Genomic DNA, 19,554 nt, shown 5'->3' with positions numbered 1-19,554 from the left:
GACTACAAGCCTGCCCTGGCAATGGCCGGGCCAGTTGGGGCCCGCGTCGCGAGGATCCGTCGCTCGAAGGCAGTGAACGCCGCCTCCTGCCGCCATTCCACCGCCGCCTTCGGGCTGGCCGCGAGGAACGCCGCGCAGCGGGGCCCCGGTTCGCGCTCCCCTGGCCGTCCGGCGAGGCACTCGCGCACCGGTCGGTAGCCGTCCAGGGTGCGCCACAGGCTGCGGCCCGGCAGGAAGGCGTACTCGAGTGAGGCGCGGGCCAGGTCCTTCAATTCGCGGTAGGACAGGTTGTACGTCCGGGCCGCGCGCCGGTATTCGTCGCTGATGGTGATCCGGGAGACCCCCGCGTCATCGGTGGCGAGTACGACGGGGACGCCGTGCTCCCGGTACAGCGGGAAGGGGTGCTCGGGGCCTGAGATGCCGAGGATCTGGTCGTTGCTGCTGAGCGGGACCTCTACGGCGATACGGCGCTCGGCCATGGTCCCCAGCAGTTCGTCCGCCGCGTCCTCGTGCCGGATGTCGACGCCATGGCCGATGCGCTCGGCGTGTGCGACATTCACCGCCTCGCGGATGTGGAAGCTCAGGTCCTCGGGCTTGACCAGGCCGGGGGCCAGTTCGCCGGCATGCAGGGTGATGTGCGCCCGCGGGTAGACGCTGTGCAGATGGGCGAGCATCCGCATGTGGAGGCTGTAGTCCCGCAGGGAGACGGCTCCGTCCTCGGGCTGGACCAGGTTCACCGCGGCGAACCGCGGGTCGCGTTCGGCCAGTTCCATGGCCAGCACCATCTGGGTGAAGACCCGTTCCGGCGCGCTGTTCCGCGAGACCTGCGAGATGAACCGGAAGGGCACCGCGCAGCCGGGGTCCGGCGTCGCGCTGTCGCAGTGGGCGGTGGCTCGGAATACCGCGAGGCCCCGGTCCGCTTCGGTTCGTGCCTGGCGCACGACTTGGTCCATGGCGCCGTCGGCGAGCAGCTTTTGGTGCATCCGGGGCAGGCTCGCGTCGTAGCCGACCCGGTCGGCGAGCGCGTTGGCCCCGCCGCCGTTGGGGGTGACCATCAGTTCTTGGTAGAACTGCTTCTGCCGGGCAGCGGTGTTCGACACCTCGGCCATCAACTCCCCCGGATGGCGCTTGGCCGCCTCGGAGAACTTGCCGAAGGTCGCGAAGAAGTGGTCGTGTCCCGACTCCTCGCCCGGCGTGAAGTCCTGCATCGACCAGGCCCGCAGTACCCGCTGTCGCAACGCGGCGTCGGTTCGCATCTCGACGGCGGGCCGGCTGTCGGCCGGGCACGGCGGTGGGAGGGCCCGCTGGGTGCCGTTCTCGATGCACAGACCGTCCGCCATCGCCAGGTCCATCAGCAGCTCGGTCGATGCCGCACCGGCGAGGTGGCTGTGCAGGTCGCCGCCCTTGGGCAGCTCGCGGAAGAAGGAGTCCAGCGCTTCGGGTTGGTCGCGGATGCTGTCCAGGTACGCCGACACGCGGCGCTCGACAGCGGATGGCGAGGCTGCATCCGCATCCGCATCCGCATCGGCGCCGGAGGCGGCGGCCGGCTGCGTGGCGAGCAGCGTCAGCGCGAGGGCGGCGAGCAGCATCGCCGGTCGGCTCCGTGCGGTGCCGCGATTCTTGTTGGCCATGCAGGCATCGTGGCCAGCCGCGTCCACAACTGACGCAGTGACAGGCCGTGATCACCTGAAAGGGGCGAGTGCTACGCGCCCACCAGCGAGGTGAAAGCTCCACCGGGTCTTCCGCGCCAGGGCCTTTGCCGGCCGGCTCCCCGGCACCCCCGGCCGCCTCTCCCCTCCCCGCCGGTACGCTGATAGGCCTATGCCCCGCCTCCCCCACACCCACCACCGCGGGCGGCCCCGCCAAGTCACCCTCGCCGCACTCGCCGTCGGCGTGGCCGTGAGCCTCGTCGGGTGTGCCGCCGATACCGGTGCGCGGGACGGGGGCGTCGCGCCGCCAGTGTCGCCGCCCGCCAGTTCTTCACCGCTGTGGCCGCAGTACGCCCCGCCCGCCCCGCCCGGGGACGAGCCCACCGGCCCCGACCGCCAGTATCTGAGCATCAAGGGCGTCCAGGTGGGCGCGGGCGGTCTGAAGCGGATACCGGTCAAAGAGCTGCTGGAGGTGGACCCGAACGTGCCCCAGCTCGTACGGGACGCCGTGCGGGACTGTCCCGGCTCGGCGTGCGGTCTGCGCGCGCCCGTATACCGGGACCTGACCGGGGACGGGCGTGACGAGCTGATCGTGGCGCTGGATGAGCCGAAAGCCGAGCTGACGCTGATTCAGGTGTACCGGGCCTTCGGTACAACCGTGCGGCCCGTGTTGATCAGTTGGGGTCCCCTCGGGCTCACCGGTGAGACCTTCGGGCACGATCTGGTCCTTGCGTCGACCGGCAACGACGGCCGCTTCACGACGCGTTACCGGTGGGACGGCAACGTACTCACCGCGGCCGTCCCACAGGGCCAGACCGGCGACCGGGCTCAGTCCGCCGCCGGGTCGAGTCCGTCGCCGAGCCCCCGGAACAGGACAGACCGATGACCAGTGCCCCCCTCATGCCCGGCAGTGCCACCGAGGCGCATCTGCTGCTCGTCGAGGACGACGAGGTCATCCGTAACACCGTCCGTATGCTCCTTGAGCGTTACGGATTCACCGTCTCCACCGCCGCCGACGGGCTGTCCGGTCTGGAGCTCTTCCGCGAGCGGCAACCGGACCTGCTGCTCCTGGACGTCATGCTTCCCGAGCTCGACGGCATCGGGCTGTGCCGCCGTATCCGCGAACTGAGCCTGGCGCCCATCCTGATGATGTCCGCACGTGGTGACGCCCTCGACGTCGTATCCGGGCTGGAGGCCGGCGCCGACGACTATGTCGTCAAACCCTGCGAGAGCGCCGTACTCGTCGCCCGCATCCGCTCCCTGCTGCGGCGCGCCTCCTTCACCCCCTCGCCCGCGATCGGCTCGGACGATGCGGCCACCCTGAACTTCGGGGACCTCACCATCGACACCCGCGGCATGGAAGTACACCGCGCCGGACAGCTGCTGGCTCTCACCCCGACCGAACTGCGGATGCTGCTCGAATTCGCCGCGTCGCCCGGCGTGGTGCTGGAGCGCCGAACCCTGCTCAGCCGGGTGTGGGACCACGCCTGGCACGGCGACACCCGCGTCGTCGATCTGCATGTGCAGCGTCTGCGGACGAAGATCGGCGCCGAACGGATCGAAACGGTCCGCGGCTTCGGCTACAAACTGCGGCGCTGACCATGCCATTGAGATGGCGCATCGCCGCCCTCGTCGCCGTGGCCATCTGCGCCGTTGTCGCCGCCGTGGGCCTACTCGTCCACCACGCCTCGCGCGACCGGGAACTCACGCAAGCCCGTGAGTCGGCCCGTACGACGCTCGACCGGGCCGCCGTCACCTATGCCCGCTCCGGCACCGTCCAGGGCACCGGCGCCAGTCTCGACGCCTCCGGGCTGCCCGCGGGGCTGCGCGATCTCGCGGCCCGCGGCCGCCAGGGAACGGAGTACGCCACCGACCCCGCCGGGCCCGCGATGTGGGCCGCCCGTCCCGCGGGCGGGCAAGTGCTGTCCGTACGCATCGACATGACCACCACGCTGCGTGACATCAGTGCTCTCGACACGAGCATCGCCTGGGCCGGAGCGCTCACTACCGCGGCCGTGCTGCCGCTCGGTGTGATCAGCGCCGGGCGGATGAGCCGCCGACTGCGCAGCGCGGCGGGCACCGCGCGGCGAATCGCCGGCGGGGACCTCGACGCCCGGATCGACGCCGCTCCGCGTCCTAGTGACGAGATCGCCGAAATCTCCACGGCTGTCGACACCATGGCCGCCGCACTGCAACAACGCCTGCGCGGCGAGCAGCGGTTCACCGCCGATGTCGCGCATGAACTGCGTACCCCCCTCATGGGACTGGTCACCGCCGCCGAACTGCTCCCCGAGGGGCAGGCGGCCGGATATGTGCGCGACCGGGTACGCGTCCTGGCCGCCCTCGTCGAGGACCTCCTCGAAATCTCCCGGCTCGACGCCGGGGCGGAGGAGGCCGATCTCTCCCCCAGCCACCTCGGCCCCCTGGCCGAGGACATCACCGCCCGCACCGGCCTGCCCGTACAACTCGTCGTCGAGAACGGGGAGGAACGGGAGGACGGGGAGGAGCGGGAGGTGTGGACCGATCCCCGGCGGCTGGAACGCATCCTCACCAACCTGATCGTCAACGCGCACCGGCACGGCCTCGCGCCCGTCACCGTCACGGTGGCTGCCGACGGCAGGACCGTGACCGTACGCGACCACGGCCCGGGCTACCCGGAAGGCGTGCTGCGGGACGGTCCGCAGCGCTTCCGCACCGGCTCCCGGGAACGCGGCACAGGCCACGGGCTCGGGCTGACCATCGCCAGCGGCCAGGCCCAAGTCATCGGCGCGGCACTGGAGTTCGCCAACGCGCCCGATGGCGGCGCGCGGGCAATTCTCCGCCTCCCGGACGCGGAGCCGCCGATACACGGCTGATACACCTCCGAGGCTCAGCCGATGTCTCCCTTCGCGTTTACAAAGATCTTCGGCGCTGAGGATGGCCCCATGCGTACCAGGTGGAGTCCGGACCGGACAGCGGGGCGGCAGAAGGCGAGCGAGGTCAGCAGCGAGGTAAACGAGGCAGGTGCGTCCGGAGAGTCGAGAGGGGCACACGGCGAGGCCCGTATCCGGCGGCAACGGTGGCGGGCCGGGAAGCGGACCGGTGCAGGCCGTTTCCTCACCTGGAAGAGGGCACTCGCCTGCGTCGTCACCCTGATAGTCCTGCTCGCCGGAGGCTTCACCGTCCTCTACGTCTCCATCGACATCCCCCAGGCCAATGAACTGGCCAAGGCGCAGAGCAACGTCTACCTGTACAGCGACGGCACGCGCCTCGCCCGCACCGGGGAGACCAACCGGGAGACCGTCCCGCTGAGCAGAGTGCCCCTGGGCGTCCAGCACGCCTTCGTCGCAGCCGAGAACAAGGACTTCTACAGCGACTCCGGCGTCTCACTGTCCGGCACCGCCCGCGGCATCCTGAGCACACTCACCGGCAAGGGCAAGCAGGGTGGCTCGACCATCACCCAGCAGTACGTCAAGAACTACTACCTCAGCCAGGAGCAGACCATCACCCGCAAGGTCAAGGAGCTGGTCATCTCGCTCAAGGTCGACCGGCAGAACTCCAAGGACGACATCCTCGCCGGATACCTGAACAGCAGTTACTACGGGCGTCTCGCCTACGGGGTCCAGGCCGCGGCCCGCGCGTACTACCACCGGGAAGTCGAAGAGCTGAGCGTCGAGCAGGGCGCGTACCTCGCGGCGTTGCTGCAGGCGCCCAGTCAGTACGACTGGGCCATCGCCGGCCCCCAGGGCAAACAGCTGGTCACGGAGCGCTGGAATTACGTACTCGACAACATGGTCGATGAGGGCTGGCTGGACAAGGGCGCGCGGCAGCGGATGAAGTTCCCCGAGCCGGTGGCGCCCACGCCGGGTGACGGGCTGTCCGGCCAGTCCGGCTATCTCGTGGACGCCGCCCGGCGCGAGCTGATGGCCTCCGGGGTCAGCGAGCAGGAACTGGCGGGCGGTGGCTGGCGTATCACTCTCAACATCGACCCGGACAAACAGCGGGCTCTGGAGCAGGCCGTCACGGCGGGACTCGGCGAAGGCGCGGATGCTGAAGCGGAAGCCGAGCCGGGTGGGGGTGTTGATGCGGAGGCGGATACGGCCTCCGACGAAGCGGCCGCCGACGGCAATCGGCAGGCCGGAGCCGTTTCGGTGGACCCGAGGTCGGGCCGCATCGTCGCGCTCTACGGCGGCCGCGACTACACCCGGCACTACCTCAGCAACGCAACCCGCTCCGACTACCAGGCAGGTCCCACCTTCGATCCGGTCGCGGTTGCCGCGTCGATGGAGGTCAAGACCCAGGACAAGGATCGGTACGGCACCGAGCACATCGAGGAGATCGCCACCGCGCTCGGAATGGATGTGGACCCGGGCGACTTCGCCTCACCCGATGCGGCGTCGCTGGGCCTGATGGGAGCCAGCCCGCTGGAGCTGGCCGGTGTCTACGCCTCCTTCCACCACGAGGGCAGGAAGGTCACCCCCTCGATCGTGAAGTCCGCTGAGCGCGATGGAGAGGGTACGCGTCTACGGGCCGCGATCGGCGGTCAGGCGATCGACCCCAGGACCGCCGGCGTAGTCAATTCGTATCTGAGCGGCGGCGGCCGTGGCGGGGTCGACCGCCCCTTTACGCCCGGCGTCAGCGAGCAGACCGTCACCACGACCTCGGGCCGCACCGACGACAGAAAGGCGGAGTGGTTCGTCGGCTCCACGGACGACCTCGTCACCGCGATAGGCCTCTTCGGCGAGGACGCCACCACGCACAAGCAGGTCGCCCTCAAGAACATCGGCGACGGCTATCCCGCCAGGATCTGGTCCGGGTACACCAGTCGAGCCACGCTGCCGGCGCAGGAACACAGTTAGTCCGGCCGACGCCGGGGAACCCGACAACCGTAGGCGTATCCACACCAACAGCCGTACGGAAGAAGGCCCTCATGGCAGTCGCCAAGACGAGCGTGCTGATCCTGGACTGCGCGGAACCCGCGGCTCTCGCGGAGTTCTACGCCACCCTGCTCGATGCCCGGACCCAGTTGGGGGCGGACCCCGACTATGTAGAGATCGTCGGCAACGACGGCGTGCACCTGGCCGTGCACAGGGATCACGGGTACGCGCCACCCAGTTGGCCGCGGCCGGACGACTCGCAGCAGGCGCACCTGCGGATCCTCGTCTCGCGCGAGGACATGGACGAGGCCGAACGAGAGGTGATCAGCCTCGGCGCTCGCCCGGTGGACACCAAGGACAACGGCGGGCCGCGCGATGTGCGCCTCTACTCCGATCCCGCCGGGCACTCCTTCTCGCTGGCCGTCGCTGCTCCGCCGCCGGAAGTAGCCCGGGCGCCGGAGCCTCAGGACGGGCTGCGCCTGGCCTGAGGGGGCCGGCGCCCGGCCCGGGGCAGCTGACGCCCGGCCCGGCGTCGGCGGCACGGCCCGGCGTCGGCGGCACGGCCGCGCGGAGGCCGCTCAGAGTTCACGCAAGGCGGGAAGCAGCTTTGCCTCCGCCCAGTCGAGGAAGGGCCGTTGATGGTCGCCGCCCACCTGGACGAGCGCGATCTCGGTGAAGCCCGCCTCCGCGTACAGCCGTACGGCCGCCACGAAGTCGTCGAGGTTGTCCCCGCACGGGATGGACCGGGCGACGTCCTCGGAGCGTACGTACTCGGTGGCCACGGCGAATCCGGGGGGTCCCGGCAGCTCGGCGTTGAGCGGCCAGCCGCCGAGGGCCCAGCGGAACTGGTCGTGGGCCCGGGCGATCGCTGCGTCCCGGTCGGTGTCGTAGCAGACGGGCAGCTGGCCGATCCGGGGCTTGCCCACGCCGCCGTGCCGGTCGAAGGCGTCCAGGAGTTCACGCTTGGGCTCGGTGGCGATGACGAGATCCGCCACATGGCCTGCGAGTTCGCAGGACCTGTCGCCGGAGACGGCGACGCCGATCGGCGGGAGCTCGTCGGGAAGGTCCCACAGCGTGGCGTTCTCGACGTCGAAATGCGCACCGTGATGGTTCACGTTTCCGCCGGCGAACAGGGCTCTGATGATCTCCACGGCTTCTTCCAGCATCTCCAGCCGGACATGCGCGGCGGGCCAGCCACCGCCGACGACGTGCTCGTTGAGGTTCTCGCCGGAGCCGAGGCCGAGCCGGAAGCGCCCCTCGGACAGCAGCTGCATGGTTGCGGCCTTCTGGGCGACGACCGCGGGGTGGTAGCGGGTCGTCGGGCAGGTCACGTACGTCATGAGCGGGATGCGGGAGGTGGCCTGGGCGGCCGCCCCGAGGACGCTCCACGCGTACGGGGCGTGGCCCTGGGACGCCAGCCATGGGAAGTAATGGTCGGAGGTTACGGAGAAGTCGAAGCCCGCCTGCTCCGCGCCGACAACGTGATCGATGAGCTCACGGGGGCCGGCCTGCTCGGTCATCATCGTGTATCCGATTTGCGGCATATCGGTCCTGTCACCGATCTTCGGCGGATGAAACCTCGATCACGCCGGACCAGTGGCCCCGAAGATCAGCGTCATTGATCCAGGCCGGAGATTTCGGCGGCGTGGCGAAGCACGTCGATGAGCATGGGGAGGGTGAGCCGCCCGGTGAATGTGTTGCGCTGGCTCGGGTGGTAGCAACCAAGAAGATGCAGCTCCGGGCGCTCCTCACAGCCGGGCAGTGTCACCTGGGCACCGTGCGCGAACACCGGCCGGGGGCGCGGCAGTTGCCACCCCGCGTCGCTGAGGACGGGCAGCACCGCCTGCCAGCCGAAGGCGCCGAGGACCACCACCGCGCGCAGGGTGGGGCTCAGCAGTTCCAGCTCGCTCGCCAGCCATGGCCGGCAGGCGTCCCGCTCGGCCGGGGTCGGCTTGTTCTGCGGAGGAGCGCAGTGGACCGGCGCCGTGACCCGCACTCCGCGCAGCTTCAGCCCGTCGCCACGGTGCGTGGAGTCCGGCCGGGAGGCGAGGCCGACGGCATGCAGCGCGGCGAAGAGGATGTCGCCCGACGCGTCCCCGGTGAACATCCGGCCGGTCCGGTTGCCCCCGTGCGCCGCGGGCGCGAGCCCGACCACGGCCAGCGCCGCGTCGGGCGGGCCGAATCCGGGGACCGGCCTTCCCCAGTACTCCCAGTCCTGGAAAGCGGCACGTTTCGTTCGGGCGACCTCTTCCCGCCAGGCCACCAGCCTGGGGCAGGCCCGGCACCGGGCCACCTGGGCGTCCAGTTCGCCGGGATCCCGGCAGCCTGGCGCGATGCGCGCGGGAAAGTCACTGTCGTCAGGACTCGGTGGTGGTTCTGCCACTGGACCTCCCTGTGAAGCGCGTTCCCCGACGGACCTGCCGGGGAACCCACCTCAGCACAGCCGGGACGTCAGGCGGCGAAGCCGAGGTTCGTCCCGTTCTCGTACGTCCCTCAGTCGGAGCCCAGGTCGGCGATCAGGTCGATCCACACCATCGTTCAGGGCCTGGAAGCCACACGTCGTCCAGGTCCTAAAAGTCACCCGCCGACCCGCTCCTGAGTGTGTCGCGGGCCGACGGGCCTGGTCCGAAACCTGCGGGCTACACGAGGGCTTCGACGGCCGCGGCGGCGAAGCCGTGGTCCTGGTCAGGGGCTCCGCCGCCGACGCCGACCGCGCCGATGAGGCGGCCGTCGCGGTGAACGGGGATGCCGCCGGCGATGAAGAGCAGCGGCTCGTCGAGGGCGGTCGGCAGGGTGTGGAAGAGGCCGCCGGGCTGGACCGCGTCGACGAGGTCGGCGGTCGGGGCGTTCAACTGGAGGGCGGTGTACGCCTTGCGGGTGCTGGTCTCGCCCGCGATGAGCACGGCCCGGTCGTCGCGGCGGAAGGCCAGCAGGTGGCCGCCCGCGTCCAGGACGGTGACGGCGGCGCTGACCCCGGCGGCTTCGGCGGCGCGGCGGGCGGTGTCCACGAGGGTCTCCGCGTCCTGGATGGTCAGCGGGGCGACGGCGGTGGCGGTGATGGTCATGAGGTCGGCTCCTTGGTGCGGTGGATCAGCGGTGGACGCGGTGGATCAGGTGATCGGCCGCGGTGGATCAGTGGTTGGCGGGGACTGCGGCCGTGTCGGGGGTGGAGGCGGTGACGACCCGGCTGTGGGCGGTCGCCGTGCGGCGCTCCAGGAGGTGGGAGACGACGGCGAGGCCGAGCGCGGAGGCGGCGAGGGCGGCGCCGACCCAGTTGGGTGCGGTGTAGCCGAATCCGGCCGCGATGACCATGCCGCCGAGCCAGGCGGCGAGGGCGTTACCGAGGTTGAAGGCGCCGATGTTGACGGCGGAGGCCAGGGTGGGGGCGCCCGCGGCCTGGTCCAGGACCCGCTTCTGCAGCGGCGGTACGGTCGCGAAGCCCAGCGCGCCGATCAGGACGATGGTGATCGCCGCGGTGACCGTGTTGTGCGCGGTGACGGTGAACAGCGCCAGTACGAGGGAGAGGGCGCCCAGCGATACGTACAGCAGCGGCATCAGCGCGCGGTCGGCGAACTTTCCGCCTATCAGGTTCCCGCCGACCATGCCGAGGCCGAACAGGACCAGCAGCCAGGTCACGGACGAGTCGGCGAACCCGGTGACCTCGGTCATCATCGGCGTGATGTAGGTGATCGCGGCGAAGACTCCGCCGAAGCCGAGGACCGTCATGGCCATGGCGAGCAGAACCTGCACATTACGGAAGGCCGCCAGCTCGTGGCGCAGCCGTACGCCTTCGGGCTTGGGCTGCTCCGGCACCAGCTTCGCCACGCCGAGGAGTCCGACGACGCCGAGTGCGGCGACGACGAAGAAGGTGGCGCGCCAGCCCGCGCTCTGGCCGACGTAGGTGCCGAGCGGGACGCCGACGACGTTGGCCACGGTCAGCCCGGTGAACATCATCGCGATCGCGCCGGCCTTCTTCTCGGGAGCGACAAGGCCGGCCGCGACGACCGAGCCGATGCCGAAGAAGGCGCCGTGGGCGAGCGAGGCGACGACCCGGCCGGCCAGCATCACGCCGAAGGAGGGTGCGACGGCGGAGAGGACGTTACCGGCGATGAACAGGCCCATCAGCACCATCAGCATCCGCTTCCGGGACACCCTCGTACCGAGGATCGTCATCAGCGGGGCGCCGAGCACCACGCCGAGTGCGTAGCCGGTCACCAGGAATCCGGCCATCGGGATCGACACGCCGAAGTCCGAAGCGACATCGGGCAGCAACCCCATGATGACGAACTCGGTGGTGCCGATGCCGAAGGCCCCGATGGCGAGGGCGAGGAGCGCGAGTGGCATGGGGGTAGAACCTTCCAGAACGATTGCGTCTGCGGCTTACGAGCGTCAACAATAATTGCAGGCGCCTTTACTTGCAAGCGCGCACTATCTCTCTGACTCCGACCGGAATCGTGGTCCATACCAAGCCCTTGACAGGTGCTTAGTTCACTTCTTAAATCACGTAGTGAACTAAGTCTCATGTCATATGCACGACACATCCCTTTCCGCCTTCATGTCCCGGAAGGGAGAGTCATGGACTCCCCCCGCTTATCGCGGCGCTTGCTGCTGTCCGTTCTGTCGGTCCTGACCCTCGCGACTCTCACGAGCGGTCTCGCACAGGGCGAACCCGCACCGCACGTCGCCGCGGCACCGGCCGCCCTGACCTTCTCCGACGACTTCGACGGCCCCGCGGGCTCCGCCGTCGACGCCGGCAGATGGCAGATCGAGACGGGCGACAACGTCAACAACCACGAGCGGCAGTACTACACAGCAGGCAACCGCAACGCCGCTCTCGACGGCCAGGGTCACCTGGTCATCACCGCCCGCCGCGAGAATCCCGACAACTACCAGTGCTGGTACGGCAGATGTGAATACACCTCAGCCCGGCTGAACACCGCTGGCAAGTTCACCCAGACCTACGGACATGTCGAGGCCAGGCTCAAAGTGCCGCGCGGCCAAGGCATGTGGCCCGCCTTCTGGATGCTCGGCAACGACATCGGCCAGGTCGGCTGGCCCAGCTCGGGCGAGATCGATGTCATGGAGAACGTCGGCTTCGAGCCTTCCACCGTCCACGGCACGCTCCACGGCCCGGGCTACTCCGGCTCCGGCGGCATCGGCGCCGCGTACACCCTCCCCGGGGGTCAGGCCTTCGCCGACGCCTTCCACACCTTCGCCGTCGACTGGGCCCCGGACTCGGTGACCTGGTCGGTCGACGGCAATGTCTACCAGCGGCGTACGCCTGCCGATCTCGGCGGCCGTACCTGGGTGTTCAACAAGCCGTTCTTCCTGATCCTCAACCTCGCGGTCGGCGGCTACTGGCCCGGCGACCCCGACGGCAGCACCGCCTTCCCCCAGCAGCTCGTCGTCGACCATATCCGGGTCAGCACCAGCGACAGTCCCGGCGTCGGCGGCACCATCACGGGTCTGGGCGGCAAATGCGTCGACGTGGCGGGAGCCAACAGCGCCAACGGCACAGCCGTGCAGCTCTACGACTGCAACGGCACCGGCGCACAGCAGTGGAACACCGGCGCCGACGGAACGATCCGGGCGCTGGGCAAGTGCCTCGACGTCACCTCCGCCGGAACCGCCGACGGCACCACCGTCCAACTCTGGGACTGCAACGGCACCGGCGCCCAGAAATGGACCGTCACCGCCGCCCACGACATCGTCAACCCCCACGCCAACAAATGCCTGGACGCCACCGGCAACAACTCAGCCAACGGCACCCGCCTGCAAATCTGGACCTGCACCGGAGCCGCCAACCAGAAATGGACGGCGCCCACCGGCGGCGGTGACCCGGCGCCCACCGGCCCCATGGCTGTCGCCCCGTACATCTACAACGGCTGGGGCAGCCCGCCCAGTCCGACCACCGTCATGAACGCCACCGGCGTCAAGTGGTTCACTCTCGCCTTCGTTCTCAGCAACGGCTACTGCAACCCGCAGTGGGACGGCGGCAGGCCACTGACCGGAGGCGTCGACCAGCAGACGGTCAACACCGTGCGCGCCAACGGCGGCGATGTGATCCCGTCCTTCGGCGGCTGGAGCGGCAACAAGCTGGAGAGCTCCTGCGGCAGCGCCGGCGAACTGGCCGCCGCCTACCAGAAAGTCATCAACGCCTACGGGCTCAAGGCCATCGACATCGACATCGAGGCCGCCGCGTACGACAGCCCCACCGTCCAGCAGCGCACCGTCGACGCGCTGAAGACCGTCAAGGCCAACAACCCCGGGATCAAGGTGTACGTCACCTTCGGCACCGGCCAGAACGGCCCCGACGACAGCCTCATCCGCAAGGCCGCGGCGTCCGGCCTGACCGTGGACAGCTGGACGATCATGCCGTTCAACTTCGGCGGGGCCGGCCAGAACATGGGCACGCTCACACTCCGCGCCGCCGAAGGGCTGAAGAACACGGTCAAGAGCGCCTACGGCTATACCGACGACCAGGCCTACCGGCACACCGGCATCTCCTCGATGAACGGCATCACCGACAACAACGAGACCGTCACGGTCGCCGATTTCCACACCATCCTCGGCTACGCGCAGCAGCGGCACCTCGCGCGGCTGACCTTCTGGTCGGTCAACCGCGACCGTCCCTGCACCGGCGGCGGCGCCGACACCTGCTCGGGCGTCTCCCAGCAGCCCTGGGACTTCACGCGCGTGTTCGCCCAGTACGCGGGCTGAGCCCTCGCCTCGATCCCTCTCCCCCATCCGTCAATCCCGTCCCCGTAAACCCCCCACCGAGCCGGCCCGCCGGCACAGGAGAAACCGTGCTCCAATCCCCGCGAACGCCCGGAGCGGGCCGTCACGCCTTCACCACCGCCCGCCGCGCAAGGCCCCTTGTGGCTGCCTTCATTGTGGTGGCCTCGGCCGTTTCGGTCCTCGTCGCAGTCCCGTCCACCCAGGCCGCCACCCCTCAAGGAGCCGCCCAGGCAGCCGCTCTGCCGACCGACTGGGCCACCGTCGTGAACAGCGGCAGCGGCAAGTGCCTGGACGCCCGCTCGGCCGCGACCGTGAACGACACCGCCGTCCAGCAGTACGCCTGCAACAACTCCACCGCCCAGCAGTGGAGCTTCACGCCCACCAGTGGCGGCTTCGTGCGGATCAACAACCGCAATGACGCCGGCCAGGTCGTGGACGTGAGCGATGTGTCCACTGCCGACAACGCCGCGGTGCACCTGTGGGCGTACGGCGGCGGCAACAACCAGCAGTGGCAGGCCGTGGACGAGGGTGGCGGCGCGTACCACTTCGTCAACCGCAACAGCGGCAAGTGCCTGGACGTCCCCTCCGCCTCGACGGCCGACAGCGTCCAGCTCGTGCAGTACACCTGCAACGGCACGGCCGCCCAGCGCTTCCAGGTCGCGCCCGTGAACACCGCGCCCGGAGACGTGGACCTCGGTCCGAACGTGGTCGTCTTCGACCCCTCGATGCCGTCCTCGACCATCCAGAGCCGGCTCAACTCGATCTTCCAGCAGCAGGAGACCAACCAGTTCGGCTCCCAGCGCTACGCGGTGATGTTCAAGCCGGGCACCTACAGCAACGACGTCAACGTCGGCTTCTACACCCAGGTCCTGGGCCTCGGCCAGTCGCCCGACTCGGTGACGATCAACGGCGCGGTGCATGTCGAGGCCGACTGGTTCCCGCCGCAGAACGCCACCCAGAACTTCTGGCGCGGTGCCGAGAACCTGTCGGTGAACCCGACCGGCGGCACCGACCGCTGGGCGGTCTCGCAGGCGTCCGCCTACCGCCGTATGCACGTCCGCGGCAACCTGGCCCTGGACGACGGCGGGTGGGCGAGCGGCGGTTTCATGGCCGACAGCAAGATCGACGGTCAGGTGCGGTCCGGTTCGCAGCAGCAGTGGCTGACCCGGAACTCCCAGCTCGGCAGCTGGACGGGATCCAACTGGAACATGGTCTTCGTCGGCAGCCAGGGCGTTCCGGGTAACACCTTCCCCAACCCGCCCTACACCACCGTGAACGAGAGCCCCACCGTTCGCGAAAAGCCGTTCCTGTACGTGGACAGCGCCGGCGCCTACAAGGTGTTCGTCCCGTCCCTGCGGGCCAACTCATCGGGGACCACCTGGGCGGGCGGCAACGCCACCGGCACCTCGCTCGGCATGGACCAGTTCTTCGTCGTGAAGGCCGGGACGACCGCCCCGCAGATCAACGCCGCACTGGCCGCTGGAAAGAACCTGCTGGTCACCCCGGGTGTCTACCACCTGAATCAGACCTTGCGGGTGACTCGGCCCGACACCGTGATCCTGGGGCTGGGCCTCGCCACCTTCATCCCGGACGGCGGCGTCACCGCCATGACGGTCGCCGATGTCGACGGCGTCAAGGTCGCGGGCGTCCTCATCGACGCCGGCACGACCAACTCGCAGACCCTGATGGAGGTCGGACCGGCAGGCTCCTCCGCCGGCCACAGCGCCAACCCGACGTCCCTGCACGACGTGTTCTTCCGGGTCGGCGGCGCCGCGGTGGGCAAGGCGACCACGAGCCTGGTGGTCAACAGCGACAACGTCATCGGCGATCACATGTGGATCTGGCGCGGCGACCACGGCAGCGGCATCGGCTGGAACAGCAATACGGCGGACACGGGACTTGTCGTCAACGGCGATGACGTGACGATGTACGGGCTGTTCGTCGAGCACTACCAGAAGCATCAGACGATCTGGAACGGCAACGGCGGCCGTACGTACTTCTACCAGAACGAGATGCCGTACGACCCGCCCAACCAGGCCGCCTGGATGAACGGTTCGACCCAGGGCTATGCCGCGTACAAGGTCGCCGATCAGGTCACCAGCCATCAGGCCTTCGGGCTCGGCAGCTACTGCTTCTTCAACGCGAATCCGTCCGTGACCGCCGAGCGCGCCTTCGAGGCCCCCAACAATCCGAATGTGCGCTTCCGGAACATGGTGACCGTCTCGCTCGGCGGCACCGGAACCATCCGCCATGTCATCAACGACCGAGGCGGCCCGTCCAACTCCTCCACGAATGTGGCCAATCTCGTCAGCTATCCCTGACGCGCTCACCCCGCAGTACACCGGCCGGTCCGGACCCGACAACCGTCGGGTCCGGCCCGGCCGCTTCGCCGCCCGGCACTGCGGAATACGCCTCAGCTCGCCGGTGTCGGCCTGAACGCGGTGGCAGCGGCGGACGCCGCCGGCAGCACCGCCGGCGGGAGCGGAGCAGTGCGTCGCATCGCGGACCGCGGCGCCGTGATCACGGGCGCCGGGCGGTCGGCCGCGGTCAGGACCGCCCAGTTCCGGGTGCCGGAGTAGGGCTCTGGTCGGTCCTTGAACACTCAACTGACCGACCGGACAGTTCATGCAACAATGCACCGGCTGCGCTACCCACGGGTAACGTAGCCGCTCCGCCGGCATGCCCTGCCCCCGCCGTCCGCACAGGCATACGAGGTACCCAACGCGATGTCGTACTTCCCCCCACCGCCCTCATATCCGGAGCAGCCGGGCCACCCCCACCATGCCTGGCAGGCGCCACCGGCCGATCCGCCGGCCGATCCGCGCCGCGACATACAGGCGCTCAGTGCCGTCTACCGCCGACTGCGCCGAGTCGCGACTCTGACAGCCCTCGGGTACTTCGTCCTGTTCCTCATACTCTCCGCCTACGCGCCGGGGCTGATGACGGGCAAGATCACGGGCGGCCTCAACATTGCTCTGCTGCTCGGCCTGATCCAGCTTCCCGTGACGCTGATCGCCGTTGCCGCGTACGAGAAGTCCGCGCGCCGCCGGGTCGACCCGCTCGCCGAAGCCGTCCGCCTCCAGGCTGCCAAGACCACCCGGAACACCCAGGGAGCTCGCCGATGACCGGATTCAGCTCCGAGGCCCAGACCATGTCGTTCGTCGCCTTCATCGCGGTGACCACAGTGACCCTGCTGCTGTGTGTGATGACCGGGCCCGACCGCGACGACCTGGACGAGTTCTACACCGGCTTCCGCTCCCTGTCCCCCATGCAGAGCGGTCTCGCCATCGCCGGCGACTACATCTCCGCGGCGAGTGTGCTGGGCACCGTCGGAGTCATCTCGCTGCTCGGCCAGGACGGTCTCGTACTCGCCCTCAGCACCGTGCTCTCCCTGGTGCTGCTGATGTTCCTGCTGGCCGAACCCCTGCGCAACGCGGGCCGGTTCACCATGGGCGATGTGCTCACCCGGCGCGCCCCCAGTTCCGCCGTTCGCATCACCGCATGCCTGGTCACCCTCATTGCCCTCTTCCCCCTGCTGATCTTCCAGCTGGCGGGCGCCGGCGACCTGCTGGCCTTCGTCCTCGGAATCAACGCCGCGGGCTTCAAGACCGGTTCCATCGTGCTGCTCGGCGTCCTGATGATCATCTACGCGGCTATCGGCGGTATGAAGGGCACCGCATTCATCCAGGTCGTGAAGACCGTGGTGCTGCTCGCCGCGGCCGCCGCCATCGCCTCGCTCATCCTGAACCGCTTCGACTTCAGCATTCCCTCGCTGCTGGACGCGGCGGCACGCGGGAGCGGTGCGGGCGATGCGTATCTCGCCCCCGGGCTCCAGTTCGGCGGCGACGGGCTCGACATGATCAGCGCCCAACTGACCGTCGTGCTCGGTGCGGCGTGCCTCCCGCACATCACGATGCGTATGTTCAGCTCCCGCAGCGCACCCGCCGTGCGGCGCTCCATGTCCTGGGCCGTCTCGACGGTGGTCGTCGTGTGCCTGCTCTGCGCCGTGATCGGCTTCGGCGCCGCCGCGGTCGTCGGCCGCGAGCAGATCACCCTCGGCGACCCACAGGGCAAGACCTCAATCCTGCTGGTCAGCCAGGCGATCATGGGCAACGACGTCTCCACCTTCGAGACGCTGCTGTTCACCGCCATGACCACGGCGATCTTCCTGACGCTGCTGGCGTCCGTCGCCGGCATCACGCTCGCCTGTGCCAACACCCTCGCCCACGACCTGATCACGCACGGTCTGCGGCACAAGAAGGCTCTGCGTCACAGCACCGAGATGACGATCGCCCGGGCGACGGCCGCGGCTGTCGGCCTTGTGGCGATCTTCATCGCGGCGGCATCCCGGCATGTGAACCTGCAGGCGATGATCACTCTGTCCTTCTGCCTGGGCGCCTCCGCCGTCGCGCCCGCGCTCATCTACAGCCTCTTCTGGCGCCGGTACAACCGCACCGGACTGCTGAGCACACTCATCGGCGGTACGGCAAGCGTCCTGATCCTCATCACGGGGACAACGCTCGTCTCGGGTTCCCCTCAAGCGATCTTCCCCGACAGCGACTTCAGCTGGTTCCCGTACACCACGACGGGCCTCGTCTCCGTCCCCGTAGGATTCCTCGCCGGCTGGATCGGCACTGTCTTCACCCGCCACAGCCCGGGGGCGCGCCGCCAGGAGGAGTACGAGTACGACGCGGTCGAGGCCTCCATCCTGGCCGACGCCGGACGACCGCAGGGATGATCACTGGCTGAGATCACCGACTGACTCGTCCACCCGTAACCACGATCGGAGTCGTACCCATGGCACGCACCTTCTCGGTCTCGGACAGCATCGTCATCGACGCCACACCCCCGACGATCTACGCGCAGGTCAGCAACCCCTCGCTGATGGGCCGCTGGAGCCCGGAGAACCGGGGCGCGACGGTACTCGACGGCGCCGAGAAGGCGTACGTGGGCATGGTCTTCGACGGATACAACAAGCGCGGGCCGATGCGCTGGACCACGCGGTGCACAGTGACCGCGGCGGATCCCGGAGAGCGGTTCGCCTTCCGAGTGCGTGCCATAGGGCGGCGACGGCCCGTGCTGTCCGCTCGCATCGCCTCCTGGGAGTACCGCTTCGAGGCCGTCGACGGCGGCACCCGGGTGACCGAGACCTGGACCGACGACCGGCGTGCCTGGCCCGATGCGCTGGCCCACGCCTTTGACCGGATAGCGACCAGGGGGCACACGTTCGCCGACTTCCAGCGCCGCAATATCCGCATCACCCTGGACAACCTGAAGCGGACGATGGAGGCGGCGCAGGCCAAAGACTGACCGGGGCCAAAGCTGACCGGGGCCGCGGACTGATCGGGGCCAAGGACTGACCCGACAGCTGCGCTCAGTCGGTGGAGAGTCCGGCCGCGGAACCGGCGAGTGCGTCGAGGACCGGCCGGAACAGCGGGTGCGCCTCCGCGCCACGGCGTACGGCGGCGAAAACCCGGCGGGTCGCGGCCGGGCCCGCCACCGGCCGTACGACCGTGTCCTTCAACTCCATCCCGCGCAGCGCCGAGCGTGGCACCAGCGCCACGCCGGCGCCCGCTCCGGCGAGTGCCACGACGGCGCGGAAGTCGTCCGACCAGTGCACGAGGCGGGGCTGGAATCCGGCGAGTTCGCAGGCGAGCAGCACCATGTCGTGGCAGGGGTTGCCTGGGTACGGACCGATCCAGTCGCTGTCCGCGAGCTCGGCCAGCGCGACGCGCTCCGCCCCGCCGAGGGGGTGGCCGGCGTGCAGCACGGCGTCGAAGGGCTCCGCGTACAGCGGCACTCGGGCCAGGCGCACGTCGTCCTCGCGGGGCGCCCCCCGGTACTCGACCGCGACGGCCAGATCCGCCTCGCCGTCGAGCACCAGGGGCAGGCTCTCGTCGCCCTCGGCGTCCCGTACGCGTACCCGGATGTCCGGGTGCTCAGCGGCGAGGCGCCCTATGGCCGGAGCCACGACCTCGGCGATGCCGGTGGCGAACGCGGCGACCGTGACCTCGCCGGCCGCGCCCCCCGCGTAGGCCGCCAGCTCCGCATCGGCCCGCTCCAGCTGGGCGAGCACGGCATGGGTGTGGGCCAGCAGGATCTCCCCCGCGGCCGTCAGCCGGACCCCCTTGCCGCTGCGGATCAGCAGGGCGTGGCCTGTCTCCTGCTCGAGCGCGTTGAGCTGCTGGGAGACGGCCGAGGGAGTGAGGTAGAGCGCGGAAGCCGCGGCGGTCACCGTTCGGTGGTCCGCCACGGCCCGCAGGATGCGCAGCCGCCGGGGGTCGATCACCCGGCCATCTTGCCAGCCTGCG

General features: G+C 69.6%; 15 protein-coding genes and 1 pseudogene. 10 read left to right on the top strand and 6 right to left on the bottom strand.

The window, feature by feature from the left end; genetic code table 11:
• Window positions 1-2: 2 nt before the first annotated feature.
• Window positions 3-1,631: an adenosine deaminase gene (locus tag J7E87_RS21600; RefSeq protein ID WP_215096133.1), complete on the bottom strand. Its 1,629-nt coding sequence runs from the start codon at window positions 1,629-1,631 to the stop codon at window positions 3-5.
• Window positions 1,632-1,821: 190 nt separating this feature from the next.
• Between J7E87_RS21600 and J7E87_RS21595 the strand changes: the two genes are divergently transcribed.
• The 5 genes from J7E87_RS21595 to J7E87_RS21575 all read left to right on the top strand — a co-directional run bounded on the left by J7E87_RS21595 (window position 1,822) and on the right by J7E87_RS21575 (window position 6,993).
• Entirely contained in the window at window positions 1,822-2,535 is a 714-nt protein-coding gene (locus J7E87_RS21595; RefSeq protein ID WP_215096132.1) for a hypothetical protein, read from the top strand.
• Complete coding sequence (gene cseB, locus J7E87_RS21590; RefSeq protein ID WP_251017801.1) at window positions 2,532-3,248, top strand: two-component system response regulator CseB; 717 nt, start codon at window positions 2,532-2,534, stop codon at window positions 3,246-3,248. Before J7E87_RS21595 ends, cseB begins: the two co-directional genes overlap by 4 nt.
• A gap of 2 nt (window positions 3,249-3,250) precedes the next feature.
• Window positions 3,251-4,504, top strand: a complete 1,254-nt coding sequence (locus J7E87_RS21585) for a HAMP domain-containing sensor histidine kinase (RefSeq protein WP_215096131.1) — start codon at window positions 3,251-3,253, stop codon at window positions 4,502-4,504.
• A 69-nt stretch (window positions 4,505-4,573) separates the two neighbouring features.
• On the top strand, window positions 4,574-6,487 hold the full coding sequence (locus J7E87_RS21580; protein ID WP_215096130.1) for a transglycosylase domain-containing protein: 1,914 nt from the start codon (window positions 4,574-4,576) through the stop codon (window positions 6,485-6,487).
• A 71-nt stretch (window positions 6,488-6,558) separates the two neighbouring features.
• Window positions 6,559-6,993 carry a VOC family protein gene (locus J7E87_RS21575; protein ID WP_215096129.1) on the top strand — a complete coding sequence of 145 codons (435 nt, stop codon included), beginning with the start codon at window positions 6,559-6,561 and terminating at the stop codon, window positions 6,991-6,993.
• 90 nt (window positions 6,994-7,083) lie between these two features.
• On the opposite strand, the gene J7E87_RS21570 is transcribed toward J7E87_RS21575, so the two are convergent.
• The 4 genes from J7E87_RS21570 to J7E87_RS21555 all read right to left on the bottom strand — a co-directional run bounded on the left by J7E87_RS21570 (window position 7,084) and on the right by J7E87_RS21555 (window position 10,849).
• Entirely contained in the window at window positions 7,084-8,049 is a 966-nt protein-coding gene (locus J7E87_RS21570) for an LLM class F420-dependent oxidoreductase (RefSeq protein WP_215096128.1), read from the bottom strand.
• A gap of 71 nt (window positions 8,050-8,120) precedes the next feature.
• Window positions 8,121-8,888 (bottom strand): uracil-DNA glycosylase, encoded by a 768-nt coding sequence (locus J7E87_RS21565; protein ID WP_374195208.1) that lies wholly within the window; start codon window positions 8,886-8,888, stop codon window positions 8,121-8,123.
• Between the two features lie 256 nt (window positions 8,889-9,144).
• Window positions 9,145-9,570, bottom strand: a complete 426-nt coding sequence (locus J7E87_RS21560; RefSeq protein ID WP_251017800.1) for a heme-binding protein — start codon at window positions 9,568-9,570, stop codon at window positions 9,145-9,147.
• A 67-nt stretch (window positions 9,571-9,637) separates the two neighbouring features.
• Complete coding sequence (locus J7E87_RS21555) at window positions 9,638-10,849, bottom strand: MFS transporter (RefSeq protein ID WP_215096127.1); 1,212 nt, start codon at window positions 10,847-10,849, stop codon at window positions 9,638-9,640.
• Window positions 10,850-11,080: 231 nt separating this feature from the next.
• On the opposite strand from J7E87_RS21555, the pseudogene J7E87_RS36535 reads away from it, so the two are divergent.
• The 5 genes and pseudogenes from J7E87_RS36535 to J7E87_RS21530 all read left to right on the top strand — a co-directional run.
• A pseudogene (locus tag J7E87_RS36535) lies at window positions 11,081-12,331 on the top strand (ricin-type beta-trefoil lectin domain protein); the annotation flags it as partial.
• 1,052 nt (window positions 12,332-13,383) lie between these two features.
• Window positions 13,384-15,564, top strand: coding sequence for an RICIN domain-containing protein (locus J7E87_RS21545; protein ID WP_215096368.1), 2,181 nt, complete (start codon window positions 13,384-13,386; stop codon window positions 15,562-15,564).
• Window positions 15,565-15,969: 405 nt separating this feature from the next.
• Entirely contained in the window at window positions 15,970-16,368 is a 399-nt protein-coding gene (locus J7E87_RS21540) for a DUF485 domain-containing protein (protein ID WP_215096125.1), read from the top strand.
• Window positions 16,365-17,981, top strand: coding sequence for a cation acetate symporter (locus tag J7E87_RS21535; protein WP_215096124.1), 1,617 nt, complete (start codon window positions 16,365-16,367; stop codon window positions 17,979-17,981). The genes J7E87_RS21540 and J7E87_RS21535 overlap by 4 nt, the downstream gene beginning before the upstream one ends.
• Window positions 17,982-18,040: 59 nt before the next feature.
• On the top strand, window positions 18,041-18,553 hold the full coding sequence (locus tag J7E87_RS21530; RefSeq protein WP_215096123.1) for an SRPBCC family protein: 513 nt from the start codon (window positions 18,041-18,043) through the stop codon (window positions 18,551-18,553).
• Window positions 18,554-18,617: 64 nt separating this feature from the next.
• Here J7E87_RS21530 and J7E87_RS21525 read toward each other — a convergent pair whose 3' ends face one another.
• Window positions 18,618-19,532 carry a LysR family transcriptional regulator gene (locus J7E87_RS21525; protein WP_215096122.1) on the bottom strand — a complete coding sequence of 305 codons (915 nt, stop codon included), beginning with the start codon at window positions 19,530-19,532 and terminating at the stop codon, window positions 18,618-18,620.
• Window positions 19,533-19,554 lie beyond the last annotated feature (22 nt).

The organism is Streptomyces sp. ISL-1, assembly GCF_018614585.1.
Classification (GTDB): Bacteria; Actinomycetota; Actinomycetes; order Streptomycetales; family Streptomycetaceae; genus Streptomyces; species Streptomyces maoxianensis.
The sequence above is the reverse complement of the archived record's forward strand: the minus strand, read 5'-3'. Positions and strand labels throughout refer to the sequence as shown.

Excerpts from the sequence above, each read along its gene's own strand:
- J7E87_RS21600 (WP_215096133.1), bottom strand. The coding sequence starts at position 1,631 with ATGGCCAACAAGAATCGCGGCACCGCACGGAGCCGACCGGCGATGCTG.
- J7E87_RS21595 (WP_215096132.1), top strand. The coding sequence starts at position 1,822 with ATGCCCCGCCTCCCCCACACCCACCACCGCGGGCGGCCCCGCCAAGTC.
- J7E87_RS21555 (WP_215096127.1), bottom strand. The coding sequence starts at position 10,849 with ATGCCACTCGCGCTCCTCGCCCTCGCCATCGGGGCCTTCGGCATCGGC.
- cseB (WP_251017801.1), top strand. The coding sequence starts at position 2,532 with ATGACCAGTGCCCCCCTCATGCCCGGCAGTGCCACCGAGGCGCATCTG.
- J7E87_RS21535 (WP_215096124.1), top strand. The coding sequence starts at position 16,365 with ATGACCGGATTCAGCTCCGAGGCCCAGACCATGTCGTTCGTCGCCTTC.
- J7E87_RS21540 (WP_215096125.1), top strand. The coding sequence starts at position 15,970 with ATGTCGTACTTCCCCCCACCGCCCTCATATCCGGAGCAGCCGGGCCAC.
- J7E87_RS21530 (WP_215096123.1), top strand. The coding sequence starts at position 18,041 with ATGGCACGCACCTTCTCGGTCTCGGACAGCATCGTCATCGACGCCACA.
- J7E87_RS21580 (WP_215096130.1), top strand. The coding sequence starts at position 4,574 with ATGCGTACCAGGTGGAGTCCGGACCGGACAGCGGGGCGGCAGAAGGCG.
- J7E87_RS21585 (WP_215096131.1), top strand. The coding sequence starts at position 3,251 with ATGCCATTGAGATGGCGCATCGCCGCCCTCGTCGCCGTGGCCATCTGC.
- J7E87_RS21560 (WP_251017800.1), bottom strand. The coding sequence starts at position 9,570 with ATGACCATCACCGCCACCGCCGTCGCCCCGCTGACCATCCAGGACGCG.
- J7E87_RS21570 (WP_215096128.1), bottom strand. The coding sequence starts at position 8,049 with ATGCCGCAAATCGGATACACGATGATGACCGAGCAGGCCGGCCCCCGT.
- J7E87_RS21575 (WP_215096129.1), top strand. The coding sequence starts at position 6,559 with ATGGCAGTCGCCAAGACGAGCGTGCTGATCCTGGACTGCGCGGAACCC.